Raw genomic sequence first — 26698 nt, 5'->3', positions numbered from 1 at the left:
CGACCAGCCCACGAGCAGGTGGATCCGACCCGCACACCGCGACTTTTGCTCAAACATCGAAAAGTTTCCCCGAATCGATTCAAAGTGTTAGTGTCTGCGATCAATCTTCGGTGTGACGCGTGCCATACCGAACTGCCATCGGGAGAAAGTGGCGCGGTCCCCCGGCCGGGCCCACCACCACTGGAGGCACCATGACCACCCCGCACCGGCGGCGCAGATCCGCGCTCGTGGCCGCCGGCACCGCCCTGGCGACCGTCCTCGCCACCGGGTCCGTCACCCCGGCCACCGCCGCCCCCGCCGCCGATCTACCACCCCAGGAACCCGGCGTCACCCTGCGCACGTACGACATGGGCACCCCGCTGTCGGCGCTGTGCACCCTCAAGCCCGCCCAGACGCCCAACGTCGACAAGCTGATGCCGCAGGTCAACTGGAGCAGCACCGACGACTTCGGGCTCGCCGACCGGTTCGTCAGCCACGTCACCGGCAACCTCGCCGCACCCGTCGACGGCGCCTACGCCTTCCGCCTCACCAGCGACGACGGCTCCCGGCTGAGCATCGGCGACACCGTCGTCGTCGACCACGACGGGCTGCACGGCGAGACGGCCAAGGAGGGGACGACCACCCTCACCGCCGGCCGGCACCCGCTGCGCATCGAGCACTTCGACGACGGCGGCGGCCAGGTGCTCCGGCTGGAATGGCGTCCACCGGGCAGCGCCGACTTCACCCTCGTGCCGACCTCCGCGCTGAGCACCGACGCCGGGGTCGTCCGGGTCACCGCGCCCGGCTGGAAGTACTGCGAGGGGGCCACCGACTCGGCCGGCGACGGCCTGCCGCTCGACCGGGTGCACCCCGGCTACACCCTCACCGACCTGCGCCCCGACGGGTTCCGGCCGCAGGTCACCGGGATGGCGTTCCGGCCCGACGGCGCGCTCGTGCTGAGCACCTGGGGCGGCACCGACAACGCCACCGGCGAGATCTGGGTGGCCGAGGGCGCGACCGACGCGACCGGCCCCGACCAGGTCACCTACCGCCGGTTCGCCGACGGGCTGCGCGAGCCGCAGGGCGTCGCCGTGGTCGACGGCACCGTCTACGTCAGCCAGAAGCACGAACTGACCGCGCTGCGCGACACCGACGACGACGGCGTCGCCGACGACCGGCGTACGGTCGCCACCTGGCCGTGGGGCGGCAACTTCCACGAGTTCGCGTTCGGCCTGCTCTACCGGGACGGGTTCTTCCACCTCAACCTGTCGGTCGCGATCAACCAGGGCGGCGCCACCACCGTGCCGCAACCCGCGCCGAACCGGGGCACCTCGATCAGGGTCAACGCCCGGACCGGCAAGATCACGTATGTGGCCGGCGGGCTGCGTACCCCGAACGGGATCGGCTGGGGGCCGCGCGGCGAGGTTTTCGTCACCGACAACCAGGGCGGCTGGCTGCCCGCGTCCAAGCTGGTCCAGATCCAGCAGGGGGCGTTCTTCAACCACTACACCAGCCCCGACGGGCCGTTCGACGACAAGGCGGTGACCCGGCCGATCGTCTGGCTCCCGCAGAACGAGATCGGCAACTCCCCGTCCAGCCCGGTGCTGTTGACCCAGGGCCCGTACGCCGGACAGGTCGTCGTCGGCGACGTCACCTACGGCGGCCTGCAACGGGTGTACCTCGACGAGGTCGAGGGGCAGTACCAGGGGGCGGTGTTCCGGCACACGCAGGGCCTGGAGGCCGGCGTCAACGAGGTCACCCTCGGCCCCGACGGCGCGCTCTACACCGGTGGCGTCGGAGCGGGCGGCAACTGGGGCCAGGAGGGCAAACTCAGCTACGGGCTGCAGAAGCTCACCCCCAACGGCACCTCGACCTTCGAGGTCAAGCAGATGCGGGCCACCGCCAACGGGTTCGACCTGGAGTACACCGAGCCGGTCTCGGCCGAGACCGCCGCCCGGCTCGCCGAGGCGTACCAGGTGACGCAGTGGCGCTACGGGGCGACCAGCCAGTACGGCGGCCCCAAGCTCGACCTGGAGAAGCTCACCGTGACCAGGGCGGTGCTGGCGGCCAACGGTCGCACCGTCCGGCTGCGCATCCCCGGTCTCAAGGAGAACCGGGTGGTGCACGTCCGCTCGCCGCGCCCGTTCTCCGCCGCCGACGGTGAGCAGCTGTGGAACACCGAGGCCTGGTACACCCTCAACGAGATCCCCGGCCGGGTGTCCCAGCCGCAGACCTTCTTCGAGGCCGAGGAGGGCCGCACCGTCGGCGTCGGGATGGCCACCGACCACGCCGCCTACTCCGGTGCCGGCTTCGCCGCCGGGTTCGCCGACGACGGCTCGTCGACCCGGATCTCCGTCGACGTCCCCGAGGCCGGCAACCACGACCTGGCGATGCGCTACAGCAACGGCCCCAACCCGTTCTCCGGCCCGAAGCAGCTCAGCCTGTACGTCAACGGCAAGCGGATCGGACAGACCGTCTTCCCGTCCACCGTCACCTGGGAGGAGTGGGGCACGGTCACCACGAAGGCGCACCTGCGCCGGGGCCGCAACATCGTCGAGTACCGCAAGGAGAGCGCGGACTCCGGGCACGTCAACCTCGACGTGCTCGCCGTCCGGCCACGCGGGGAACGGATCACCCTGTTCGACGGCGGTGACCTCACCGAGTGGCAGCACACCGACGGGCGCGAACCGGAGTGGACGCTCGACGGCAACACCATGACCGTACGCGGCGGCGACCTGCGTACCGTGCAGGCCTTCGGCGACTTCCGGCTGCACGTCGAGTTCAACCTGCCGCTCTACCCGCCGGAGGTGACCGGCCAGCAGCGCGCCAACAGCGGGGTCTACCTCCAGGACCGCTACGAGATCCAGGTGCTCGACTCGTTCGGCGTCGACCCGCCGCAGAACAACGACGCCGCCGCCATCTACACCCAGAAGGCGCCCGACGTGAACGCGGCCCGACCGCCGCAGACCTGGCAGACGTACGACATCGAGTACCGCCAGGCCCGCTACGACGCGGCCGGGAACAAGGTGGCGAACCCCCGGGTGACCGTGGTGTGGAACGGCGTCACCGTGCACGACGACGTGGAGATCCTCGGCCCGACCGGCGGCAGCCGGCCCGAGGGCCCGGCGGCCGGCGCGATCCGGCTCCAGGACCACGGAAACCCTGTTCAGTACCGCAACATCTGGGTCAAGCCGCTGGACGGGTGATCCCGCCGCCGGCAGGGATACGGCCGGGACCGCCGTGGCGGTCCCGGCCGCTTCGCGTCGCAGGTCGGCCGGCCGTCGCCGTGTGCGTGGACCGCCCGAAGCTGCCGGGAGCCCCGCGTCGACGGTACCGTCCTGATCGGACAGTAGGAGAGGACGACCGAAGGGGCGAGCCATGACGTCGGCGTGGCTACCCGCTCCCATCGGGATCGATGCCGACCGCTGGGTGACCCGGTCGGGCTGCCACACGGTGCTCGTCGTGACCCACACCCTCGCGAGCTGCCACCGGTTACTCGACGTCATCGGGTACGTCGAGAGCGACCCCCGGGTGCAGGTGGTCTTCACCATCGCCCCGGACGTCTTCAACCACCGGGTGGAACAGCTCCTCGACGGGCTCGGCGCGCTCGTCCTGCCCTGGCAGCAGGCCGTCCGGGAACGCTTCGACCTCGGCCTCGCCGCCGCCCACGGCGGACTGCACCAACTCCACGCGCCCCTGCTGCTGCTGGCCCACGGAGCCGGGCGCAGCAAGCGGGTGCGTTCCGGCCCGACCGCTGGACCGGCACCCGCCGACCGCCCCGTCTACGGTCTCGACGCGCAACGGCTCACCCACGACGGACGGGTGCTCCCGGCGGCTCTCGCCCTCTCCCACGATTACGAGGTGGAGGTGCTGCGACGGCAGTGCCCGCAGGCGCTCGGGACGGCGGTGGTCGTCGGTGACCCCTGCGTCGACCGGCTCGTCGCCAGCCTGCCCCGCCGCCCGGACTACCGGCGGGCCATGGGGCTGGACGAAAACCAGGAACTCGTGGTGGTCGCCTCCACCTGGGGCCCGGACGGCAGCTTCGGACGTTGGCCCGACCTGCTACCGCAGGTGATGGCACAGCTCCCGGCCGAGCGCTACCGGGTCGCCGCGCTGCTGCACCCGGCGATCTGGGCCGCCCACGGGCACCGCCAGATCCGCGCCTGGCTCCGGAGCTGCCTCGACGCCGGGCTACTGCTGCCCGGACCGAGCGAGGACTGGCGGGCCCCGGTGGTCGCCGCCGACCACGTCATCGGTGACCACGGCTCCGTCCCCGCCTACGCCGCCGCCGTCGGACGTCGGACCCTGGTGCTCCCCGCCCCGGGGCCGACGCCCGCCCCCGGTACGCCGCAACATCTGCTCGCCCCTCCACGCGCCCCGGCTGGACCCGCACCGGCCGCTGCTGCCCCAGCTCGCTCTCACCGGCGGGATCGACCCGGCAGCGGTGCTGGGCGCGTTGACCGCCCGCCCGGGCGACGCCGCGGTGCTGCTGCGGCGCACCATGTACCGCCTGCTCCAGCTCACCGAGCCCGACCGGCCCCAGCGGACCGACCCGGTGCCGGTGCCCCGCCCGAGCGACCGGGACACCGACCCGGCCGGGTGACCCCGTCGTCCGGTGCCGGGCCAGCCGGCCACCGCCCCGCGCCACGGCCGCTCACCCCTCCCGCGTCGGGTCCCCGGGCAGGTGGGGCAGTGGGGTACGCGGCGGACGCCACTCCAGCAGCAGCGCCGTCGCGTCGTCGTCGAGCTGCCCCTCCTGGTAGGCGACCACCGCGCGCACCAGCCGGCGCATCGTCTCCGGGGTGGCCAACTGGTCGTTGAGCGCCCGGTCGACGAAGTCGACGAGCCGCTTCAACCCGAACCGCTCCCCGTCGCCGCCCCGCGCGTCGGTGATGCCGTCGGTGTAGGCGAGGATGCGGTCCCCGGGGTGCAGCTCCTCCTCGTACACCTCGGGACGCCGGGTCGCCAGGTGGCCCAGGCCGAGCGGGAGCGCGGTCGGGCCCGGCAGCTCCCGGATCGCCTTGCCGTCGCGCAGCAGCAGGGCGCCCGGGTGACCGGCGTTGATCACCCGGAGCCGGCCGGTGCTCGGCTCCAGCTCGATGAGGAGCGCCGTGGCGAACAGGTGCGGGTGCTCCGAACGTACCCATTTGTCGATGCTGAGGGCCGTGTCGACCAGGTCGAGGCCGCACCGGCGGGCGTTGCGGTAGGCGCTGACCACGAGTGAGGCCAGGGTGCTGGCCTTGATGCCGTGCCCGCAGGTGTCGAACAGCCCCACGCTGAGCACGTCGCCGTTGAGCGCGTAGTCGAAGACGTCGCCGCCGACGTCGTAGCACGGTTCGAGGATGGTGGTGAGCACCATGTCGTCGGTGGCGAAGGTCAGTGGCGGCAGCAGCCCCCACAGGATCTCGGCGGCGACCTGCATGGGCAGCCGCCGTCGCAGCCGCTCGACCACGTCACCGTACGGTCGGCGGTTCACCACCAGTTGCCCGACGCAGGTCGCCAGTTCCCGCGCCGGCCCGTCCAACGCACGGTCACCGGCGGCCGGTGAGACGATCTCCAGGACGCCCATCCGTTCGCACCCGACCAGCAGCGGAACCCAGATCCGGTCCGGGTTGTCGGTCGCCCGCTGCACGTCGAGACCGGTGAACGCCCTACCCGCGAGGGTCGTCTCGATCGACAGGCTCTCCCGGACGGGCCCGGCGCCGAGCAGCGGCACCAGGCTGGCCTGCTGGTAGTCCGCCAGGTAGATCACGATCTCGGTGGCGTCCACGGCCGGCGCGACCCGGTTCACCAGCATCGGCAGGTCGTCCGGCCCACCGCGGGGTGCGGCGAGTTGGAGCCAACGCACCGCGTCACCCGCGTCGAGCAACCTGAACCTCCCCCACGTCTCCCCCACCGTAGGAGGCGCACGGGAAACCCGCCACCACCTGATTCGGGGGCACGGCGGACAGGAAGAATGACGGTGGCGGACATCTCCGTTCCGCGCGAACCGAGGAGGCAGGGTCGTGGTCGTCGCAGGGCTCGTCCTGGCCGGCATCGCCGGCCTCATCCACGTCTACATCTTCTACCTGGAGTCCGTCGTCTGGACCAGTGCACGGGCCCGCGCGGTCTTCGGCACCAGCCGCGAGGAGGCGGAGGTCACCCGGCAGCTCGCCTTCAACCAGGGCTTCTACAACCTCTTCCTGGCGGTCGCGGTGGTCGTCGGCATCGTCGCGTACGCCGTGGGCGCGCACCCGGTCGGCGCGACCCTGGTCTTCGTCGGCGCGGGGTCGATGGTCGCCGCCGGTCTGGTGCTGCTGGTCTCGGCACCGTCGAAGGCCAGCGCCGCACTCAAGCAGCTCGTCCCCCCGCTGCTCGCCGTCGTCGCCCTGGCGATCGGCCTCAGCCTCGGCTAAGACCGGTGGGCCACGCCCCGGCGCGGAAACCCGGTCGGGCCGCGCCGGTCAGGGGCGGTAGCGGTAGCCCATGCCCGGCTCGGTGATCAGGTGCCGGGGCCGGGCCGGGTCGTCCTCCAGCTTGCGCCGCAACTGCGCCAGGTACTGCCGCAGGTAGTTGGTCTCCTGCTGGTACTCCGGCCCCCACACCTCGTGCAGGAGCTGGCGTTGGCTGATCAGCTTCCCGGGGTGGCGCAGCAGCCGTTCCAGCACCGCCCACTGGGTGGGGGTGAGCCGGATCTCGGTGCCGTCGTCCCGGGTGACGGTACGGGTGGCGAGGTCGACGGTGTGCCGTCCCACCCGGGCGGTGGCCGTCGCGTCGACGGGTGAGGCGAGGCGGCGGGTGACGGCACGGATGCGGGCGAGGAGTTCGTCCACCCCGAACGGCTTGGTCACATAGTCGTCGGCACCGGCGTCGAGGGCGGCGACCTTGTCCGCGCTGCCGGCCCGCCCGGAGAGCACGATGATCGGGATCGTGGTCCAGCCACGCAGGCCCCGGATGACCTCCACGCCGTCGAGGTCGGGCAGGCCCAGGTCGAGCACCACCAGGTCCGGCGGGTGGCCGGCGGCGGCCTTCAGCGCGGCCGTACCGGTGTCGGCGACCTCGACGTCGTACCCCCGGGCGCGCAGGTTGATCCGCAGCGCGCGGAGGATCTGTGGTTCGTCGTCGACGACCAGGATGCGGGTCACCGGTCCGGCCTCTCGTCGGCGGCGGGTAGCCGCAGCACCATGGTCAGCCCCCCACCGGGGGTGGTCTCCGGGGTGATGCTGCCACCCATCGCCTCGGCCAGCCCCCGGGACAGGGCCAGCCCCAGCCCCACCCCGGTCTGGTTGTCCCGGTCGCCGAGCCGCTGGAACGGCAGGAAGACGTGTTCCCAACGGTCCTCGGGGATACCGGGCCCGGTGTCGATGATCCGCAGCTCCACCTGCCCGGCGTGGGCGCTGGCGGTGATCGTGGGGGGCCGGCCGGCCGGGCTGTGCCGCAGCGCGTTGGCGACGACGTTGACCAGCACCCGTTCCAGCAGACCCGGGTCGGCGTCGACCGCCGGCAGGTCGGCCGGGATGTCGGTGCGCACCTCGGCGGCGGCCGGCCCCAGCTCGTCCAGGGCCAGCGGTACGGCGTCCTCCAGGCCGACCGCGGTGCGGGTGACGCCCAGCGCGCCGGCCTGCAACCGGCTCATGTCGAGCAGGTTCGCCACCAGCCGGCCGAGCCGGTCCAGTGACTCGTCGGCGGTGGCGAGCAGTTCGGCCCGGTCCTCCGGGTCGAACTCGACGTCGGGGCTGCGCAGGCTACTCACCGCCGCCTTCGCCGACGCCAGCGGCGTACGCAGGTCGTGGCTGACGGCGGCGAGCAGCGCGGTGCGCAACCGGTCGGCCTCGGCGAGCGGCCGGGCGGTGGCGGCCTCCTCGGCGAGCCGTTCCTGGCGCAGCGCGACGGCGGCCTGCGCGGCGAACGCCTCGACGATGCGCCGGTCGGCGGCCTCCAGCCGACGGCCGCTGAGCACCACGGTCAGCCGCTCGTCGACCGGCACCGTGGTCTCCCCCGCGCCGGGGCTGCCGGCGGGGTCCACCCCGACGCTGGCGACCCGACGCCACACGTCCTCCTCGTGGGCCCGGCCGGGCCGCCCCTGGGCGTCGGGGGCGAGTTCGAGCACGCTGACCGCGCGCAGCGCGAAGGTCTCCCGCAGCCGGTCCAGCAGCGCCGGCAGCGGTCGCTCGCCGCGTAGCACGCTGCCGGCGACGGTGGCCAGGGTCTGCGCGTCGGCGGCGGCGCGGGCCGCTTCCCGGGTACGCCGGGCGGCCACGTCCACCACCCCGCTCACCGCGACCGCGACCGCGACGAAGACGCCCAGCGCGAGCAGGTTGTCCGCCTCGGCGATGGTCAGCGTGCGGTACGGCGGGGTGAAGAACCAGTTCAGCAGCAGCGATCCGCCGAGCGCGGCGACCAGCGCCGGCCACAGCCCACCGACCAGCGCCACCCCGACCACCCCGGCCAGGAAGATCAGGATGTCGTTGGTCAGGGTGAGGTCCGGCAGCACCGACAGCAGCAGGGTCAGCAGGGGCAGGCCCAGCCCGGCGAGCGCGAACCCGAGCAGTCGACGTCGCCGGGACAGCGCCGCCGGGACCGCCGCCCCGCGCCGGCCCCGCCCGGCCTGCGGGTGGGTCACCAGGTGCACGTCGATCGCCCCGGAGCGGGCCGTGGTGGTGACGCCGACACCCCGGGCGAACAGGTGGGCGAACCGGCCGCGCCGGCTCGCGCCGAGCACCAGTTGGGTGGCGTTGACGCCCCGGGCGAAGTCGAGCAGGGCGGCCGGGACGTCTGCGCCGAGCACCTGGTGGTAGCTGCCGCCGAGGCTCTCCACCAGGACCCGCTGCCGGGCGAGCTGGGCCGGGTCCGCCCCGGCCAGCCCGTCGTTGCGGGCCACGTGCACGGCGAGCAGGTCGGCACCCTTGCTCCGGGCGGCGATCCGGGCGGCCCGGCGGATCAGCGTCTCCCCCTCCGGGCCGCCGGTGAGGGCGACGACGACCCGTTCCCGGGCCTCCCAGGTGGCGGAGATGCCCTGCTGGGCCCGGTACCGGTCGAGCTGGTCGTCGACCTTGTCGGCCAGCCAGAGCAGGGCCAGCTCGCGCAGCGCGGTGAGGTTGCCGACCCGGAAGTAGTTGCCCAGCGCGGCGTCGATCCGGTCGGGTCGGTAGATGTTGCCGTGCGCCATCCGCCGGCGCAGCGCCTCCGGGGTCATGTCGACCAGTTCGACCTGCTCGGCGGCGCGGACCACGGCGTCCGGGACGGTCTCCCGCTGGGTGGTGCCGGTGATCCGGGCGACCACGTCGTTGAGCGACTCCAGGTGCTGCACGTTGACCGTCGACAGCACCGAGATGCCCGCGTCGAGCAGTTCCTGGACGTCCTGCCAGCGTTTCTGGTGCCGGGAGCCGGGCACGTTGGTGTGCGCCAGTTCGTCGACGACGACCAGCTCCGGGCGGCGGGCCAGCACGGCGTCGAGGTCCAGCTCGGTGAAGTCGGTGCCCCGGTAGCGCAGCGGGCGGCGGGGCAGCACCTCCAGGTCGCCGATCATCGCGGCGGTCTGCGGCCGGCCGTGCGTCTCCACCAGGCCGACCACCACGTCGGTGCCGCGCTCCGCCCGCCGCCGGGCCTCCTCCAGCATCGCGTACGTCTTGCCGACCCCGGGGGCGGCACCCAGGTAGATGCGCAGTTCACCTCGTGGCACGCGTCCATCCTCCCGCCGTGCGTACCGCCCCGGGGCGCGACCGCCGGGCCGGCACCCCGGGCGGGGGTGCCGGCGGCGGGGGTCAGCGGGCGGGTAGGTTCCGGTCCAGGGCCAGGTTGAGTTCCAGCACGTTCACCGCGGGGGCGCCCATGAAGCCGAGCGTGCGTCCGGTGGTGTGTTCGGCGACCAGCCGCCGCACCACCGCCGGGTCCACGCCCCGCTCCCGCGCCACCCGGGCCACCTGGATCGCGGCGTACGCGGGACTGATGTGCGGGTCGAGGCCGCTGCCGCTGGCGGTGACCGCGTCGGCGGGGACGGCGGGGTGCTCCGGCGCGTCCCCCCGGACCGGGGTGACCAGTCCACCGGCGGCCCGGTAGTCCTCCCCGGGCTGCGCCAGCTCCACCGGCACCCCCTGCCAGGAGGGGACGAACGGGGTGGCCGGGGCGGTCTGGTTGACGCTGACCACCCGGGTGATCCGGCCGGTCAGCCCGTCGGCGCGGAACACGGCCAGCACCGCGCCCACCCCGTCGGGCGTGCAGTACGGTCGCCGCCCGTCGACGCCGTCGAGCAGGCCGACCGCCCGGCTGCGCGCGCAGACCTGGCTGAGCAGGCTCCGGGTCGACTGTCGCGGGTCGACGGCGAGGGTGTCCACCACGCTCTCCGGGCCGAGGTTCGAGGCCCCGGAGGCGGTCGGGTCGTAGCCGTCGCCGGCCGCCGACGGGCGGGACTGGAAGTAGCGCGGGACGGGGTTGCCGTCGGCGTCGGTGAAGGACTGCCCGATCAGGGCGCTGCCGACGGCCCGGCCGTCCACGGTCAGCAGCGATCCGTCGGCCCTCGCGTCGAGGCCGGGGAGCCGGCCGGCGGCGACCAGGGCGAGCGGGTAGGCGACGCCGAGCAGCGCGGTGAACACGAGCAGGGCGCGCAGGGCGGCGAGGTGTCGGGCGAGCCAGGCGGGTAGACGCATCACGAGATCCCCGGGACGTACTGGACGAGCAGGTCGATGAGCTTGATGCCGACGAACGGCGCGACGAGGCCGCCGAGGCCGTAGACCAGCAGGTTGCGGCCGAGCAGTGTCGACGCGGCGGCCGGCCGGTACCGCACGCCGCGCAGCGCCAGCGGGATGAGCGCGACGATGACCAGGGCGTTGAAGATCACCGCGGCGAGGATCGCCGACTCGGGACTGCCCAGCCGCATCACGTTGAGCCGGTCCAGGCCCGGGTAGAGGCCGGCGAACATGGCCGGGATGATCGCGAAGTACTTCGCCACGTCGTTGGCGATGCTGAACGTGGTCAGCGCGCCCCGGGTGATCAGCAACTGCTTGCCGATCTCGACGATCTCGATCAGTTTCGTCGGGTCGGAGTCCAGGTCGACCATGTTGCCGGCCTCCTTCGCCGCCGACGTGCCGGTGTTCATCGCGACGCCGACGTCGGCCTGGGCCAGGGCCGGGGCGTCGTTGGTGCCGTCCCCGGTCATCGCGACCAGCCGGCCGCCCTCCTGCTCCCGGCGGATCAGGGCCAGCTTGTCCTCCGGGGTGGCCTCGGCGAGGAAGTCGTCCACCCCGGCCTCGTCGGCGATCGCCTGCGCGGTACGCGGGTTGTCGCCGGTGATCATCACGGTCCGGATGCCCATCCGGCGCAGCTCGGCGAACCGCTCCCGCATCCCGGTCTTCACCACGTCCCTGAGGTGGATGACGCCGAGCGTGCGGGCGGGTTCCCCGGCGACGTGTTCGGCCACCACCAGCGGGGTGCCGCCGTGTCCGCTGATCCCGTCGACGATCCGGTCGACCTGCCCGTCCGGGTGGCCGCCGTGCTCGCGTACCCAGGCCAGCACCGCCGTCGCCGCGCCCTTGCGGACCCTGCGGGCCGGTGCGTCGGGTGGCGTCAGGTCGACGCCGCTCATCCGGGTCTGCGCGGTGAACGGCACGAAGTCGGCGTACGGCAGCGGGTCCTGCTCCGGCGCACCCGGGTCGAACTCCCGCCCGGCCAGCGACACCACCGACCGTCCCTCGGGCGTCTCGTCGGCGAGGCTGGACGCCCGCGCGGCGGCGGCCACCTCGCCGGTGGTGACCCCGTCAACCGGCAGGAACGCGGTGGCCTGCCGGTTGCCCAGGGTGATCGTGCCGGTCTTGTCGAGCAGCAGGGTGCTGACGTCCCCCGCCGCCTCCACCGCCCGGCCGCTCATCGCGAGCACGTTGCGCTGCACGAGGCGGTCCATGCCGGCGATGCCGATCGCCGACAGCAGCGCCCCGATGGTGGTGGGGATCAGGCAGACCAGCAGGGACACCAGCACCACCCCGGTCACCCCGGTGCCGGTGACCGCCCCGGTGTCCGGGGCGGCGCTCTGCCAGCCCCTGGCGGAGATCGCCAACGGTTGGAGGGTCACCACGGCCAGCAGGAAGATCAGGGTGAGCGCGGCGAGCAGGATGTTCAGCGCGATCTCGTTCGGGGTCTTCTGCCGGGCGGCTCCCTCGACCAGGGCGATCATCCGGTCGATGAAGCTCTCCCCCGGCCGCTGGGTGATCCGCACGACGATCCGGTCCGACAGCACCCGGGTGCCGCCGGTGACGGCGCAACGGTCGCCGCCGGACTCCCGGATCACCGGGGCGGACTCGCCGGTGATCGCGGACTCGTCGACGCTGGCGATGCCCTCGACGACGTCGCCGTCGCCGGGGATGATCCCGCCGGCGCTCACCAGGACGACGTCCCCCTGCCGCAGTTCCGGCGCCGGCACCGCCTCGTCGGTGTAGGTGTCGGCGCGGGCACCCGGTGCCCAGCCGACCAGCCGGGTGGCGACGGTGTCCTGCCGGGCCCGGCGCAGCGTGGCGGCCTGCGCCCTGCCCCGGCCCTCGGCGACCGCCTCGGCGAGGTTGGCGAAGATCACGGTGAGCCAGAGCCAGCCGGTGATCGCCCAGCCGAACACCGACGGGTCGGCGACCGCCAGGACGGTGGTGAAGGCCGCGCCGATCGCCACGATCAGCAGCACCGGGCTGCGCCACAGGGTGCGCGGGTCGAGTTTGCGCAGCGCCCCGGGCAGGGACCCGGCCAGTTGCCGGGGGTCGAGCAGGCCGCCACCGGCCCGGCGGGCGGGGGTGTCGACGGCCGGGGTGTCGACGGCCGGCCGGTCGTCGTCGGTGGTCACGGACGCGACGGACATGTCCTCGTTCCTCATCCGGGTCACAGCCCTTCGGCCAGCGGGCCGAGCGCGAGCGCGGGTAGGTAGGTGAGCGCCACCAGGATCACCGTGACGCCGACGACCATCCCGACGAAGAGCGGTCGGTGCGTCGGCAGGGTGCCCTCGGAGGCGGGGACGGGCGCCTGGCGGGCGAGCGAGCCGGCCAGGGCGAGCACGAAGATGATCGGCAGGAACCGGCCGAGCAGCATGCACAGGCCCAGCGCGGTGTTCCACCACGCGGTGTTCACGGTGATCCCGGCGAACGCCGAGCCGTTGTTGTTGCTCGCCGAGGTGAACGCGTAGAGCACCTCGGTCAGGCCGTGCGGGCCGGTGTTCAGCGCGGTCGCGTCGTTGCCGGTGGCGAAGGCGGAGGCGGTGCCGGTCAGCACCAGGGCCGGAGTGACCAGGAAGTACAGCGAGGCGAAGGTGATCTCCCGGGTGCCGATCTTCTTACCCAGGTACTCCGGGGTCCGGCCGACCATCAGCCCGGCGACGAACACCGTGATCACCGCGAGCACCAGCAGCCCGTACAGGCCGGCACCGACACCGCCGGGGGCGACCTCGCCGAGCATCATGTTGCCCAGCGTCATCATCCCGCCCAGCGCGGTGTACGAGTCGTGGAACGAGTTGACCGCACCGGTCGAGGTCAGCGTGGTGACCGCCCCGAACGTCGCCGAGTCCGACACGTCGAAGCGGACCTCCTTGCCCTCCAGCGCCGCGCCGACCGCCTGTGGCACGGTGCCGTGCCCGGCCAGCTCGAACCCGATGGTGAGGGCGACGCTGCCGAGCGCCAGGACGGCCATCACCGCGACGACGGCGTAGCCCTGCCGCTGCTGGCCGACCATCCGGCCGAGGACCCGGGGCAGGCTGAACGGGATCAGCAGGATCAGGAACAGCTCGATCCAGTTCGTCCAGGCGGTGGGGTTCTCGAACGGGTGGGCGCTGTTGGCGTTGTAGAAGCCACCGCCGTTGGTGCCCAACTCCTTGATCACCTCCTGGCTGGCCACCGGGCCGCCGGGGAGGCTCTGGCCGCCGCCGGTCAGGGTGGTCACGTCGGTGCCGGCGGAGAGGTTCTGCACCACTCCGCCGAGCATCAGCACCAGCGCGCCGAGCACCGCGACCGGCAGCAGCACCCGCAGCACGATCCGCACCAGGTCGACCCAGAAGTTGCCCACCTCGCCGGTGCGGCTGCGGGCGAAGCCCCGGATCAGGGCCACCGCCACGGCGATGCCCACCGCGGCGGAGACGAAGTTCTGCACCGCCAGGCCGGCCATCTGCACCAGGTGCCCCATGGTCGACTCGCCCGAATACCACTGCCAGTTCGTGTTGGTCACGAAGGACACCGCGGTGTTCCAGGCCCCGTGCGGGACCACCGGGTCGAAGCCCAGCGACAACCACAGGTGGTTCTGCCACCGTTGGAGGGCGTAGAGGAACAGGACCGAGACGGCGGAGAAGGCGAGCACGCTGCGGGCGTAGACGCCCCACGACTGTTCGGCGGCCGGGTTCACCCCGACCAGCCGGAACACCCCACGCTCCAGCCGGGACCGGCGGGTGCCGGTGACCGACCGGTACAGGTGGTCACCGAACGGGCGGTACGCGACGACGAGCGCCACCACCAGGGACGACACGAAGACGACGCCGGCTGTCCCCGTGGTCATCAGAACCGCTCCGGGAACAGCAGCGCGACGACCATGAACACACCCAGACCGATCGCCAGCACCAGGCCGACGGCGTTGACGGCGTTCACCGCTTCTCCACGCCCCTCACCACGAGGGTGAGCGCCGCGAACAGCACCACCGTCACCAGCACGAACACCACGTCAGACACGCGGACTCCCCCAACCGGACGGGTACGCGTGACCGCTTCCCGGCCACGCCGGGCAATCACAACGCGCCGTCGCCCGCGGGGGCAGGGTCCATAACGCGACCGTGACGGGGGGCCACGGTTTCTTGACGTGTTCTTCACGCCGGCCACCGTCGCGGTGACGGCGGTCACGGTAGGGCCGGTCCGCGCCCCGCCACGGGGCCGGGCCGGGTCAGCGGCGGATGGCCCGCCGGATCGACTCGGGCACCCGACGGGCCACCGCCCGTCGCAGCCGGAAGCGCAGGCTGCCCAGGTGCGGCACGGCGACCGGCCGGGCCCCGTCGGTCGCGCAGCGGAACGCCACCGGGAGTACGGCGTCCTCGGTCCAGCCGCAGCAGGTGACCCGGGCCTTGAGGTCCCAGGTGCCCCTGCTCCGGCCGCCGTTGAGGGCACCGACGTCGAGGCGGGCGGTGCCCCGCTGGACCAGCCGCAGCTCGCCGTCGGCCGTCGGGACCAGCTCCACCGTGCCGGTGACCGGCACGAAGAACTCCTCCCGGGTGTCGCGCTGCCGGGCGATCACGTCGAGCTTGGACTGCTTGATCCGGGCGGTGGCGTCCCGCAGGTCGGCCGGGACGTCGTCCACCGGCACCACCAGCAGCCGCTGCTCGCCGTCGGCGGTGAGGGTGAGCGGCCGGTCGCCGAAGGACAGCTCGGCGGTGAGGGTGACGCTCAGGGTGCCGCCGTCCTGCTCGATCCGCTGCACGGTGGGCACCGCCCGGACGGCCGCCTCCCACTCGGCGAGCCGGCGCAGGTCCGGGGTGCGGCCCTGCTCGATGAGCCGGGTGATGATCCGTTGCAGCGGCGGCAGGCCGGCCGCGACGCCCGGGGCGAACCGGTCCCGGATCGTCCGCTGCGCCTCGCCGACCAGCTGGTCCACCCACTCGGTGGGGGCGTCGAGCAGCCGCCGGCCGCGCACCCGGGACACCATCTCGTTGCGCAGCCAGCGCCGGTGCAGCCGGTCGCGCAGCGGGCCGGGCTCGGTGTGCGCGTCGACGATGTCGAGCGCCTCGCGCAGGTTGACGAAGTAGCCGGCCGGCTCCAGCGCGGTGGCCGTGACGTTGCCGGCGTCGACCCGCCGCTGGTGGTGGTAGCAGACGTAGTCGGCCAGCACGCAGGTGCGCTTGGACAGGAAGTATGCCCGGGTGACGAAGACGTGGTCCTCCAGCCGACGCTTGCCCTCGGGGAACCGCAGGCCGTGCTCGACGAGGAAGGAGCGCCGGAACAGCTTGTGCGCGGTGAGGCTGTCGATCAGGGGCGCGTTCTCCAGAGTGGCGTCGAACCGGTTGCGCCGGAACAGCTCACGCGGCACCGAACGGCGGTGCCCGGCCATCTTGCCGACCACCAGGTCGGCGTCGTGCTCGGTGGCGCAGGCGTGGAGGCGTTCCAGCGCCTGCTCGCCGAACCAGTCGTCGTCGTCGGCGAAGAAGACGTACTCGCCCCGGGCGTGTTCGACGCCGAGGTTGCGCGGACGCGACGGCCAGCCGGAGTTGTCGATGTGCAGCACCCGGAAGTGCGGGTGGGCGGCGGCCAGCTCGTCGAGGCGGGGGCCGGTCGAGTCGGTCGAGCCGTCGTCGACGAACATGACCTCGAACTCGTCGGCGGACAACGACTGGCCCAGCAACGAGGTGACGAGCTTCTCGATGTGCGGCCCGGAGTTGTACGCCGGGACCACGACGGTCACCTTGGGGGTCTTCGTACTGGCGGTCATGGCTCTTCCTGAGGCGGTCCGTGAGCCGGCGCGGGGATGCGCCCAACCGTGCGGACGGGCACCCGCTCCCGGGGCGTTCCGTCGCCGACATGGCCCGTTCAGTTTGCGGACTTTACGCGACCGCTGGGGCGGATGCAGGCCCCGAATCGGATGATTTCTTCGATCCCCGACGGGACGCCGGAACCCCACCCGCCGCTGCCTGGCAGACCACCCTCGACAGTGGCCCGAAGCACACCCCGCGCGTCGCTGACGGTTGGCCCGGCGTGGCGTGGCGTGGCGTGGCGACGAATCCCCGACACCGGGAGCGGGCATAGCGGGCCGCTACGCAGGGTAAACCGGGATCATGGCACAGCTTCTCACCTCGCCGCCCCCGCCGCAGGCCGCCGAGTTGCGCCGGTGGGAACTGGCCGACCCCGCCGACCTGCGTGCCCTGCGCGCCTCCCTGCACGAGGCCCTCACCGGTGAGCGGCTCCTCGACGGTCAACGGATGGACGAGGTCCCCGAGTTGATCGTCCTGGTAGCCACCGAACTCGCCACAAACGCCCTCAAACACGGCATTCCGCCGACCATCGTCCGGTTGCTTGCCGTCGACGACTCGCTCATCCTCGACGTGGCCGACCACGACCTCAGCACCATCCCCGAACTGGCCGACACCCGCCCGATGGGTGCCGGAGGCCGGGGGCTCCAGATCGCCATGGCCGTCTCGCTCAAGGTCGGCTGGTACGCCACCGACCGCACCAAGAACATCTGGGCGTCCTTCCCCCGCCGGTGACCGGACGGCGCGCCGGGGCGACGCGCGCTTGATCGACTCAACGGGGCCGATGATGCGCCTCCGCCCGCCCGGGACAGCGCATCGTCGGCCCACCCGGGGTCGATCAACACCCGCCCGAGGGCCGGGCTCAGTCGTCGGAGGGGATCGGGTCGTCGTACTCGCCGGCCGGGCCGGTCAGCAGGGTGCCGCCCACCATCGGCCAGGCGTTCGGCCGGCAGCCGTGCAGGCCGAGGGTCTGCTGCTGCATCACCGGGGCCGGCCCGCCCGCCGCCGGACACCGTTCGTGCCCCCGGCCCAGCCGGTGCCCCACCTCGTGGTTGAGTACGTACGCCCGGTAGGTGCCGAGATCACCCCGGAAGTCGGGAACGCCCCGGGCCCAGCGCGCCACGTTGATCACCACCCGGTCGCCGCTGCGGCAGGAGGTGTACCGATCGGAGGTGTCCCCGCACAACTCCCCCCGGGTGACCGGGGTGGTCAGCAGCACGGTGAAGTCGGCCGGGGTGTCGCCGCCGACCCGTTGCAGCCGCCACCGGCCGTCGGCGGTCCAGCCCCGGCGGTTGGCGAGCACCACCGCCACCTCCCGCCCGAACCGCTCCGGGTCGACGTCGTCGATGCCGCCCTCCACCGCCACCCGGTAGCGCAGGAGCTGCCCCCCGCTCCCGGCCACCGCACCCTGCGCGGTCGCCGTCCGCCAGGTACCGGTCCCCCGCTGCGGGTAGCGCAGCGCCGCCGGGGCGGGCCTGGCGGCGGGAGGCGCGGCGGAGGAGAGCGGGGCGGTCGCCTGCTCCCCGGGCGGCACCGGCGGCACCGCCGCGTTGGCCGGCCGGAGCGGCTCCCGCCGTACGTCGCCGACGAGGGCGCCCAGGTCGACGCCCTGCCGCTGGGCCACCACCGCACCACCGGCGGCCAGCGCGGCCACCACCAGCACCGCCGTCAGGACGCCGGCCGGGGTCACACCCCGCCGTCGTCCCCGGTGCCGGCCGCGGTCGACGGACTCGCTCACCGTCAGGGTGCTCACCGTTCGCCTCCTGCGTCCACCCGGGTCCACTCCGGGCAGGAGTACGGGCGCGGGCGACGAACGGATGAGTGACGGGCAGGGGCAATCCGGGCCCGGGTACCGTTGCCGGGCAGACACTCCCGACGATCCGGACACCATCCGGCCGTCGTCCCCCAGGAAGGACCACAGGTGCCGGACGCCGACGCCCTCATCACCGCCGCCGTCGCGGCGGTGCGCGGCACCGACGTACGCGACGCGGAGCGGAAGCTGGACCGGCTGGTGGTCGGCAGCGCCCCGGCGCGGGCCGGCGACGACGGCGGCCGGGACGTCCCCGCCGGACCGGCGGCGGTGGACGCCGCGCTGCTGCGCCGGCTCGTCGCCGCCGTGCACCGGCTCTGGTCCCGGGGCTGGCAGCCGGTCGACGTGGCCCGGATCGTGGCCCGCCGGCTCGGCACCCGCCCCGGCCGGCTGGTCGTCGACGCGCTCGCCGCCGACCGGGCGGCCCAGCCCGGCCCGGTGCCCCAGTGGTGGGACGACCAGTTGACCGACCTGGATGCCCGGGTCCGCTGGGACGACGACGCGGGCTGGCTGGGCGGATGGGCGGCCCGCGAGGGCACGGACCGGATCGCCGCCCTGCGTGACGCGGTCGAGGTGCTGGCACTGCTGGCCGGCCTGCCGCCGGTCGCGGTGCTGCGCCCACCGCCAGGCGGCGTCGGTGCCACGGCCGTGACCGGACCACCCGGGCCGTCCGGCTCCCGCGTCCTCGACCGGGTACGCGCGCTGCTGGCCAAGGCGGAGTCCACCACCTTCCCCGCCGAGGCGGAGGCGTTCACCGGGAAGGCGCAGGAGTTGATCGCCCGGCACAGCCTGGAACAGGCGCTGGTCGAGTCGACGGCCGCCCACCCGGACCAGCCCGGCGGGGTCCGGATCAGCACCGACGCCCCGTACGCGGGCGCGAAGGCGCTGCTGGTGCAGGAGGTGGCGGCGGCGAACCGGTGCGAGTCGGTCTGGTCCGACGATCTCGGCTTCGCCACCGTGCTCGGCTTCCCCGCCGACCTGGAGGCGGTCGAACTGCTGCACACCTCACTGCTGGTGCAGGCCACCGCCGCGATGCTGCGCGGCCGGCGGGAACGACGCGGCGGCGGGCGGCGGACCAGGGCGTACGACGAGGCTTTCCTGCACGCCTTCGCCAGCCGCATCGGTGAGCGGCTGCGGGCCGCGACCGACGCGGCGGACCGGCAGGCGGCGCGGGACACCGGGGCGGACCGCCTACTGCCGGTACTCGCGGCCCGCTCCGGGGCGGTACGGGAGCGGATGGACGCCCTCTTCCCCGGTGTCACCCGGGCCCGACTGACCGTGCGGGACGCCGAGGGCTGGCAGTCCGGCACCTCGGCCGCCGACCGGGCCTCGCTGGCCGGCGGCACGTCGCCGTCGCGCCCGCTGCCCGGTCGACGCTGAGCTGCCCGGTCGACGCCGAGCCGTCGCGGCAGGGTTCCGACGGCCGTGACGCCGGCTCAGACGTGGCAGTCGCGGGTGAGTCGGGGCGGGATGTCGACGAAGTCGGCGCCCATCCAGCTCGCCGGGCTCTTGGCCGCCGCCCCGGCGTCGATCTTCGTGGCGGTCTCCTCGACCAGCTTCCTGATCCGGTCGTCGCGCGCCTTGCGGGCCTGCGCGCGGACGTCGTCGGCGAGCCGGCTCAGCCGACCCTTGAGCTTGCCGTTGAGCTGTTCCGGGGTGAGTTCCTCCCGGGTGGCGTCGGCCGAGTCGGCGGCGATCTGCCGGCTGCCGTCGATGATCAGTTGGTCGACGGCGCGGCAGACCTGGGCGGTGTTCGCGGCGGTGCCGGCGGTCGGACCGGTGCTCTCCGGGGCGGTGGTGGCCGTCGCCTCCGGGGTGGGTTCGCCGGTGGTGGCGGTGGCCGACGGGCCTGGTGCGGCGTCGGTGCCGCTTTCACCGTCCGAGCAGCCGGCGGCGAGGACGGCGAGGACGGCGAGGGTGAGTGCGGTGGCGGAGCGGCGATGCATCGACTTTCCCCGTTCGGTGTGACGGCCGTACCGCGACACGATGCCGCACGGGCGGGCGGGAAATCGAATCGGCGGGCACCGGCGGGCCCGGACACGCGTCACGCCGGCCCGACGGGGTCGGTCCGGCGTGACGGTGGTGCGGTTCAGCTCTTGAAGGCGTCCTTGACCTTCTCGGCTGCCTGCTTGAGGCTGGACTTGGCCTGGTCGTTGCGGCCCTCGGCCTCAAGGCGCTCGTTGTCGGTCGCCCGGCCAACGCCTTCCTTGATCTTGCCGGCGGTGTTCTCGGTCGTGTTGCCGATCTTGTCGTCGAACCCCATGAGAGCCTCCCGATGTGAGCATGTCGTTCCAACGACCATCAACTACCCCCACCCCCCATCCCCAAAACACCCCCGCCACCGGCCCCAGCCCGATGACCAAGAGGTTTGCGTCACCAGCGAGCCGGCCGGTGACGCAAACCTCTTGATCAACTCGGCTGTCCGGAGTGGGGGGTGGCGGTGGAGAAGCGGCGCAGGCGGAGGCTGTTGGCCACCACGAAGACCGACGAGAATGCCATCGCCGCCCCCGCGATCATCGGGTTGAGCAGCCCGGCGGCGGCCAACGGGAGGGCGGCCACGTTGTAGGCGAACGCCCAGAACAGGTTCCCCTTGATCACCGCGAGGGTGCGCCGGGAGAGCCGGATCGCGTCCACCGCGGCCCTCAGGTCGCCCCGGACCAGGGTCAGGTCGGACGCCTCGATCGCCACGTCGGTGCCGGTGCCCATGGCCAGTCCCAGGTCGGCCTGGGCCAGGGCGGCGGCGTCGTTGATCCCGTCACCGACCATCGCGACCGTGTGGCCCTGCTCCTGGAGCCGGCGCACCACGTCGACCTTGTCGGTTGGCAGCACCTCGGCGGTGACCCGGTCGATGCCGACCTCGGCGGCCACCGCCTGCGCGACCGTGGCGTTGTCCCCGGTGAGCAGCACCGGGGTCAGGCCCAGGGCCCGCAGCCCGGCGACCGCCTCCCGGCTGGTGGGTCGGACCACGTCGGCGACCGCGAGGACCCCCCGCGCCCGCCCGGACCAGCCCGCCACCACCGCCGTACGCCCGGCGGCCTCCGCCTCGGCCACCGCCCGGACCACCTCCTCCGGTACGTCCAGGCCCCGCTGGCGCAGCAGCCCCGGCCGCCCGACGACGAGGTCGTGGCCGTCGACGGTGCCGGTGACGCCGAGCCCCTCGGTGGCGGCGAACCCGCTGACCGGGGGCAGTTCCCCGGCCCCGGCGGCACCGGCGGCCACGGCGCGGGCGATCGGGTGCTCCGAGCCGGCCTCCACCGCCCCGGCGAGCCGGAGCAGTTCGCCGCGGTCCTGCCCCTCGGCGGGGCGGACGTCGACCAGGGTCATCCGGCCGGTGGTGACCGTGCCGGTCTTGTCCAGCACCACCGTGTCGACCTGCCGGGTGGACTCCAGCACCTCCGGCCCCTTGATCAGGATGCCGAGCTGGGCGCCCCGCCCGGTGCCGACCAGCAGCGCGGTCGGGGTGGCCAGGCCGAGCGCGCACGGGCAGGCGATGATCAGCACGGCCACCGCGGCGGTGAAGGCGGCGGTGGGGCCGGCTCCGGCGCCCAGCCACCAGCCCAGGGTGCCGACGGCCAGTGCGATGACGACCGGCACGAAGATCCCGGAGATCCGGTCGGCCAGCCGCTGCACGGCGGCCTTGCCGGTCTGCGCCGCCTCCACCAGCCGGGCCATCTGGGCGAGCTGGGTGTCCGCGCCGACCCGGGTGGCGGTGACGACCAGCCGGCCGCCCGCGTTGACGGTGGCACCGGCCACCGTGTCGCCGGGCCCCACCTCGACCGGCACGGACTCACCGGTGAGCATGCTGGCGTCGACCGCCGAGGTGCCCTCCTCGACCCGCCCGTCGGTGGCGATCTTCTCGCCGGGCCGGACCACGAACCGGTCGCCCACGACGAGCTGGTCGACCGGAACCCGGGTCTCCGTGCCGCCCCGCAGCACGGCGACGTCGCGCGCGCCGAGTTCGAGCAGGGCGCGCAGGGCCGCCCCGGCGGTGCGCTTGGACCGGGCCTCGAAGTAGCGGCCGGCGAGCAGGAACACGGTCACCCCGGCGGCGGTCTCCAGGTAGATGTTGCCGGCCCCGCCGGTGCGGACGATGTCCAGCCGGAACGGGTGGGTCATCCCGGGCATCCCGGCGTCACCGAGGAAGAGCGCCCAGAGCGACCAGCCGAACGCGGCCAGGGTGCCGAGCGACACCAGGGTGTCCATGGTCGCCGCGCCGTGCCGCAGGTTGGTCCAGGCGGCCCGGTGGAACGGCAGCCCGCCGTACGCGACCACCGGGGCGGCCAGGGTCAGCGACAGCCACTGCCAGTTGGTGAACTGCCAGGCCGGCACCATCGCCAGCACGATCACCGGCAGGGTGAGCACGGCCGACACCCGCAGCCGGGTCCGCAGGGCGTCCAACTCGTCGACCGGCGCACCGGCCGGTCGGGTCCCGGCGGGGGCGGGCGGCGGGGGGACGACGGCGGTGTAGCCGGTCTTCTCGACGGTGGCGATCAGGTCGTCCGGGGTGACCCCGTCGGCGTACCGCACGGTGGCCTTCTCGGTGGCGTAGTTGACGCTCGCCTCGACGCCGTCGAGCCGGTTGAGCTTCTTCTCGATCCGGGCGGCGCAGGAGGCGCAGGTCATCCCGCCGATGGCCAGCTCGATCAGGTGGGGGGCGGTGGGCAGGTTCTGCGTGTTCGGGGTCATCGCGGCGCCTCCGGTCAACCGTGGGTGTGACCGGCCCCGCCGGTGACGGTCGGCGTCGGGTCGGTGGTGGGCTCGGGCACGGTGGTGCTGGGAGCGGGGTCCGGGGTGTGCGTGGGGCCGTGGCGGGTCCCGGCGGGCGGGGCGACGGGGCCGGTCAGCTGGCCGACCCCGTACGCCGCGCCGAACACCACCGCGAGGGCCAGGGCGAAACCGCCGAGCCTGGTCGGTGTGTTCATCGGTCGCCCCGGACCGTCACGCCTCGACGAGGTCGTAGCCGGCCTCGTCGACGGCGGCCCGCACGGACGCGGTGTCCAGCGGGCGGTCGCTGGTGACGGCGACCCGGCCGGAGGCCAGGTCGACCTGGACGTCGGTGACGCCGTCGAGGGCACCCACCTCGGCACTCACCGCGCTGACGCAGTGCCCGCAGGTCATGCCCGTCACCTGGTAGTTCGTGATCATGCGGCTCTCCCCTCCATTCGTCCAACATACCCCCCAGGGGTACTTTGCACTGCGACCGTAGCACACCCCCCGGGGGTACGCTATCGTGGTCGTCATGACCACACCGAGCACCCCGGTCCGGGGCTACACCGCCAGCAAGGACCAGCTGCTCGCGCGGCTGCGCCGCGTGGAGGGGCAGGTCCGGGGCATCGAGAAGATGGTCGACGACGACCGGTACTGCATCGACGTGCTCACCCAGATCTCCGCCGTCCAGGCGGCCCTGGACAAGGTCGCCCTCGGGCTGCTCGACGGCCACGCCCGGCACTGCATGCACGAGGGGGCCGCCGAGGGCCGCGCCGACGAGATGGCCGCCGAGATGATGGCCGCCGTCGGCCGCCTGATGAAACGCGGCTGACCCGCCGAGGGGGACGCACACGGGCGGACCGGTCGGGACCGGTCCGCCCGTACCCGGGTCAGCGCCGGGCGAGGATCTTCCGCATGGTGTCGATCTCGTCCTGCTGGCTGGCGACGATCTGCTGCGCCATGGCCCGCGCCCCGGTGTGCCGACCGTCCGCCAGCTCCTGCCGGGCCATGGTGACCGCCCCCTCGTGGTGCGCGATCATCAGACCGAGGAAGAGACGGTCGAAGTCCCGACCGGTCGCCCCCTCCAGCCGGGCCAGGTCGGTGTCGGACATCATCCCCGGCATGCCGTGATCCATCCCGGGCAGGTGACCGCCGGCCGGACTGCCGGCCGGGACGGGTCGCCCCCAGGCGGTGAGCCAGCCGGTCAGGGTGGCGATCTCCGGGGCCTGGGCCGCCCGGATCCGTTCGGCCAACCGGGTGACCTCCGGATCGGCGGCCCGGCTCCCGGCCAGCTCCGACATCCGTACCGCCTGCTGGTGGTGCGGGATCATCATCTGGGCGAACATCACGTCGGCCGGGTCGACCCCGGCGGGGGCGGAGGCGGCCGGGGCGGCACCTGCGGCCGGGCGGCCGTGGCCGCCGTCGGTGGAATGGTCGCCGCCGCAGGCGGACAGGGCGACGACGGTGCTGAGCGCGACGCCGGCCAGGGTGGCACGGCACGCGCGACGACGAGTGGACACGGGCAGACCTTTCGGTACGACGGAGACGGACGCGGGACGCGGCGGAGCCACGTCGGGGCGTCCTATCTGCGCAGTACCGACACCGTGGCGAGGCGGAGCCCGAGCGGGCGGGGTGGCGGGGCGCGCGGCTCCCGGGGCCGCGACGGCGGACGGGACACCCCGGCCGGCCTGGACCGCACGCCGAAGAGCAGCACCAGCACCGTCACGGTGAGCGCGCCGAGCACCGCCAGGCAGACGCCCCACGCCGTCGAGGGGCCGTCGGGCGAACCGCCGGGCAACGCCGCCACGCACCCGTCGGCACATCCCCCGACGGCCGGCACCGGCTCGCGGAGGGACGACCGGTCGACCGGGGCGTCGTGCCCGGCGGTGGACCGGTGCGGGCCACCCGTCGCGGTGTCCTGGCTGGCGGGGTGACCCCCGGCGAGGTGCGTGTCGTGGCCGAGGGTGTGCATCGCGGCGAGCCCCAGCAGCGTGCCGACGAGCAGGAGCAGCCGCAGCCACCGCCCGGTCGTCGTCGCCGTACCCGCCCGCCGCACGGCTCCACGCTAGCCGTCCGGGCCGCCCGGCGGGCCGGTACGGGTGGGTCGGCGCGCGTCGGGCCCGACCCGCGTCGCCGCCACCCCTCGACCTACCGTGGGCAGGGCGAACCGGGCGGGCGGGCCGGGGTGGTGGCTACCATCGTCCGACGACGACCCGCCGCCCGTGGTGAACCGGATGGCCGGCTGACACGTATCCCGTCCCGGATCGTTGGGAGAACTCGCACGCATGGGCGCCGACCACACCCGTCCCGCTCCGTCCACCCCGCCGCGGGTGCGGCGGCTCCTCGTCATGACGGTGGTGCCGCTCATCGTGGTCACGGTGATCGCCACGCTGGTGCTCTGGCCCGGCGCGACCCCGAAGATCGACCAGGGCGAGCAGGTGCCCCGCCACCACGGCACGGTGACCCGGGTGGTGACCGAGCCGTGCCCGCCCGCGCCGCAGACCCCCGACGGCCCCTCCGGGGTGGCCGACGGGCCGTGCGGGACGGTGACCGTCGCCGTCGAGCAGGGGCCGGACGCGGGCCGTGAGGTGCAGACGCCGGTGCCGTCGGGGCCGGGAGCGCCGACGGTGGCGGTCGGCGACGAGGTGGTGCTCGTCGCGCTGGCCGACCCGAGCGATCCGTCGGCGAGCAGCTACCACATCGCCGAGCACCAGCGGGGCATGCCGCTGCTCTGGCTGGTCGCCCTGTTCGCGGCGGCGATCGTGGCATTCGGCCGGCTACGCGGGCTGGCCGCCCTGGCCGGTCTCGGGGCCAGCTTCGCCATCCTGTTGACCTTCGTGGTGCCGGGCATCTCCGCCGGGGGCGCGCCGCTGCCGATCGCGGTCACCGGCGCCGCGTTGATCATGTTCGTGGTGCTGTACCTGACCCACGGGATCACCGCGCAGACCTCGGTGGCGGTGCTGGGCACGTTGGGCAGCCTGGTGCTGACCGGCGTGCTGGGCACGCTGGCCACCGCCGCCACCCACCTGACCGGGTACGGCAGCGAGGAGGCCACCACGCTGTCGATGTACCAGCGTGACGTGGACCTGCACGGCCTGCTGCTGGCCGGGATCATCATCGGTTCGCTCGGTGTCCTGGACGACGTCACGGTCACCCAGGCAGCCACCGTCACCGAGCTGGCGCACGCCAACCCGGGGCTGTCGAGGTTGCAGCTCTACCGGGCGGCGACCCGGGTCGGCCGGGCGCACATCGCGTCCACGGTCAACACGATCGTGCTGGCGTACGCGGGCGCGTCGCTGCCGTTGCTGCTCCTGCTCACCGCCGACAGCCGCCCGGTGAGCCAGATCCTCACCAGCGAGTTCCTGGCCCAGGAGATCGTCCGTAGCGCGGTGGCGACCCTCGGCCTGGTGGCGGCGGTGCCGCTGACCACCGGGTTGGCCGCGCTGGTCGTGACCGCCGGGCGGGGACCGGCCGACGCCGGTACGGCCGGGCCGCCACCCACCCCACGTCCCACCCCCGACCGTGCCGAGGCGTTGGAGGCGTTGAGCGCGCCCCGGCACGGTGCACCGTCCACCCCGGCCCCCGCACGGTGGCCGGACCCGGAAAGGAGCACGGACACCGCATGGTGACACTGCGCTGCGTGACCGGAGGCGAGGTCGCGGCTGTCGGTCGCGTCACTGATTACCCCTCGCTATCGGGAAAATACTCATTTGGTCGGGTTGCGGGCGTAGATCCCCGGTACGACTCTCGGGTAACCTCGCT

The 26698-nt window shown here is 73.8% G+C and carries 24 protein-coding genes; 7 read left to right on the top strand and 17 right to left on the bottom strand.

The annotated features are described in order from the left end of the window. Positions 1-191 precede the first annotated feature (191 nt). On the top strand, positions 192-3185 hold the full coding sequence (locus ACN261_RS11935) for a family 16 glycoside hydrolase (protein WP_425850046.1): 2994 nt from the start codon (positions 192-194) through the stop codon (positions 3183-3185). 286 nt (positions 3186-3471) lie between these two features. Here ACN261_RS11935 and ACN261_RS11930 read toward each other — a convergent pair whose 3' ends face one another. After that, on the bottom strand, positions 3472-3669 hold the full coding sequence (locus ACN261_RS11930) for a hypothetical protein (protein WP_421485234.1): 198 nt from the start codon (positions 3667-3669) through the stop codon (positions 3472-3474). Positions 3670-4234: 565 nt separating this feature from the next. On the opposite strand from ACN261_RS11930, the gene ACN261_RS11925 reads away from it, so the two are divergent. Beyond that, the gene (locus tag ACN261_RS11925; protein ID WP_421485233.1) at positions 4235-4582 is read left to right on the top strand and encodes a hypothetical protein; all 348 of its coding nucleotides are present in this window, start codon (positions 4235-4237) and stop codon (positions 4580-4582) included. A 51-nt stretch (positions 4583-4633) separates the two neighbouring features. Here the strand turns inward: ACN261_RS11925 and ACN261_RS11920 are convergent, their stop codons facing one another. After that, on the bottom strand, positions 4634-5848 hold the full coding sequence (locus tag ACN261_RS11920; RefSeq protein WP_425850043.1) for a PP2C family protein-serine/threonine phosphatase: 1215 nt from the start codon (positions 5846-5848) through the stop codon (positions 4634-4636). Positions 5849-5984: 136 nt separating this feature from the next. Between ACN261_RS11920 and ACN261_RS11915 the strand changes: the two genes are divergently transcribed. Then, entirely contained in the window at positions 5985-6374 is a 390-nt protein-coding gene (locus tag ACN261_RS11915) for a DUF1304 domain-containing protein (protein WP_421485230.1), read from the top strand. A gap of 48 nt (positions 6375-6422) precedes the next feature. On the opposite strand, the gene ACN261_RS11910 is transcribed toward ACN261_RS11915, so the two are convergent. From ACN261_RS11910 to ACN261_RS11880, 7 genes are all read right to left on the bottom strand, one after another. Beyond that, positions 6423-7103 (bottom strand): response regulator, encoded by a 681-nt coding sequence (locus ACN261_RS11910; RefSeq protein ID WP_425850041.1) that lies wholly within the window; start codon positions 7101-7103, stop codon positions 6423-6425. After that, positions 7100-9640 (bottom strand): DUF4118 domain-containing protein, encoded by a 2541-nt coding sequence (locus tag ACN261_RS11905; RefSeq protein ID WP_425850038.1) that lies wholly within the window; start codon positions 9638-9640, stop codon positions 7100-7102. Before ACN261_RS11905 ends, ACN261_RS11910 begins: the two co-directional genes overlap by 4 nt. Positions 9641-9722: 82 nt before the next feature. Beyond that, positions 9723-10604, bottom strand: a complete 882-nt coding sequence (locus ACN261_RS11900) for a potassium-transporting ATPase subunit C (protein WP_425850036.1) — start codon at positions 10602-10604, stop codon at positions 9723-9725. Continuing rightward, positions 10604-12793 (bottom strand): potassium-transporting ATPase subunit KdpB, encoded by a 2190-nt coding sequence (kdpB, locus tag ACN261_RS11895; RefSeq protein ID WP_425850034.1) that lies wholly within the window; start codon positions 12791-12793, stop codon positions 10604-10606. The genes ACN261_RS11900 and kdpB overlap by 1 nt, the downstream gene beginning before the upstream one ends. A 20-nt stretch (positions 12794-12813) precedes the next feature. Beyond that, entirely contained in the window at positions 12814-14469 is a 1656-nt protein-coding gene (kdpA, locus tag ACN261_RS11890) for a potassium-transporting ATPase subunit KdpA (RefSeq protein ID WP_421485221.1), read from the bottom strand. Next, positions 14469-14558, bottom strand: a complete 90-nt coding sequence (kdpF, locus tag ACN261_RS11885; RefSeq protein ID WP_067312053.1) for a K(+)-transporting ATPase subunit F — start codon at positions 14556-14558, stop codon at positions 14469-14471. The genes kdpA and kdpF overlap by 1 nt, the downstream gene beginning before the upstream one ends. Positions 14559-14846: 288 nt before the next feature. Continuing rightward, on the bottom strand, positions 14847-16382 hold the full coding sequence (locus tag ACN261_RS11880; protein ID WP_421485219.1) for a glycosyltransferase: 1536 nt from the start codon (positions 16380-16382) through the stop codon (positions 14847-14849). Positions 16383-16725: 343 nt separating this feature from the next. Here ACN261_RS11880 and ACN261_RS11875 point away from each other — a divergent pair, with 343 nt between their 5' ends. After that, positions 16726-17154 (top strand): ATP-binding protein, encoded by a 429-nt coding sequence (locus ACN261_RS11875; RefSeq protein WP_421485218.1) that lies wholly within the window; start codon positions 16726-16728, stop codon positions 17152-17154. Between the two features lie 127 nt (positions 17155-17281). Here ACN261_RS11875 and ACN261_RS11870 read toward each other — a convergent pair whose 3' ends face one another. Beyond that, a complete protein-coding gene (locus tag ACN261_RS11870; protein ID WP_425850030.1) occupies positions 17282-18172 on the bottom strand; it encodes a DUF3152 domain-containing protein in 891 nt (296 codons plus the stop codon). A 168-nt stretch (positions 18173-18340) separates the two neighbouring features. Here ACN261_RS11870 and ACN261_RS11865 point away from each other — a divergent pair, with 168 nt between their 5' ends. Beyond that, on the top strand, positions 18341-19609 hold the full coding sequence (locus ACN261_RS11865) for a DUF2786 domain-containing protein (RefSeq protein WP_425850027.1): 1269 nt from the start codon (positions 18341-18343) through the stop codon (positions 19607-19609). Positions 19610-19665: 56 nt separating this feature from the next. Here the strand turns inward: ACN261_RS11865 and ACN261_RS11860 are convergent, their stop codons facing one another. From ACN261_RS11860 to ACN261_RS11840, 5 genes are all read right to left on the bottom strand, one after another. Continuing rightward, a complete protein-coding gene (locus tag ACN261_RS11860) occupies positions 19666-20175 on the bottom strand; it encodes a hypothetical protein (RefSeq protein WP_425850024.1) in 510 nt (169 codons plus the stop codon). 143 nt (positions 20176-20318) lie between these two features. Further along, positions 20319-20492, bottom strand: a complete 174-nt coding sequence (locus ACN261_RS11855) for a CsbD family protein (RefSeq protein ID WP_088643694.1) — start codon at positions 20490-20492, stop codon at positions 20319-20321. Between the two features lie 146 nt (positions 20493-20638). Next, complete coding sequence (locus tag ACN261_RS11850) at positions 20639-22915, bottom strand: heavy metal translocating P-type ATPase (RefSeq protein ID WP_425850021.1); 2277 nt, start codon at positions 22913-22915, stop codon at positions 20639-20641. A gap of 14 nt (positions 22916-22929) precedes the next feature. Then, the gene (locus ACN261_RS11845) at positions 22930-23151 is read right to left on the bottom strand and encodes a hypothetical protein (protein WP_421485210.1); all 222 of its coding nucleotides are present in this window, start codon (positions 23149-23151) and stop codon (positions 22930-22932) included. Between the two features lie 16 nt (positions 23152-23167). After that, positions 23168-23374: a heavy-metal-associated domain-containing protein gene (locus tag ACN261_RS11840; RefSeq protein ID WP_420116861.1), complete on the bottom strand. Its 207-nt coding sequence runs from the start codon at positions 23372-23374 to the stop codon at positions 23168-23170. A 94-nt stretch (positions 23375-23468) separates the two neighbouring features. Here ACN261_RS11840 and ACN261_RS11835 point away from each other — a divergent pair, with 94 nt between their 5' ends. Then, a complete protein-coding gene (locus tag ACN261_RS11835; RefSeq protein WP_091244878.1) occupies positions 23469-23768 on the top strand; it encodes a metal-sensitive transcriptional regulator in 300 nt (99 codons plus the stop codon). Positions 23769-23826: 58 nt separating this feature from the next. On the opposite strand, the gene ACN261_RS11830 is transcribed toward ACN261_RS11835, so the two are convergent. Beyond that, positions 23827-24456 (bottom strand): DUF305 domain-containing protein, encoded by a 630-nt coding sequence (locus ACN261_RS11830; RefSeq protein WP_421485209.1) that lies wholly within the window; start codon positions 24454-24456, stop codon positions 23827-23829. Between the two features lie 62 nt (positions 24457-24518). Further along, the gene (locus ACN261_RS11825) at positions 24519-24992 is read right to left on the bottom strand and encodes a hypothetical protein (protein ID WP_421485208.1); all 474 of its coding nucleotides are present in this window, start codon (positions 24990-24992) and stop codon (positions 24519-24521) included. A 229-nt stretch (positions 24993-25221) separates the two neighbouring features. Between ACN261_RS11825 and ACN261_RS11820 the strand changes: the two genes are divergently transcribed. After that, the gene (locus ACN261_RS11820; protein ID WP_421485207.1) at positions 25222-26565 is read left to right on the top strand and encodes a YibE/F family protein; all 1344 of its coding nucleotides are present in this window, start codon (positions 25222-25224) and stop codon (positions 26563-26565) included. The last annotated feature ends 133 nt before the right edge of the window (positions 26566-26698 follow it).

Origin of the sequence: Micromonospora sp. WMMD723 (assembly GCF_049863385.1) — a bacterium.
GTDB classification, from domain to species: Bacteria; Actinomycetota; Actinomycetes; order Mycobacteriales; family Micromonosporaceae; genus Micromonospora; species Micromonospora wenchangensis.
This window is presented reverse-complemented; position numbering and strand designations above follow the sequence as displayed.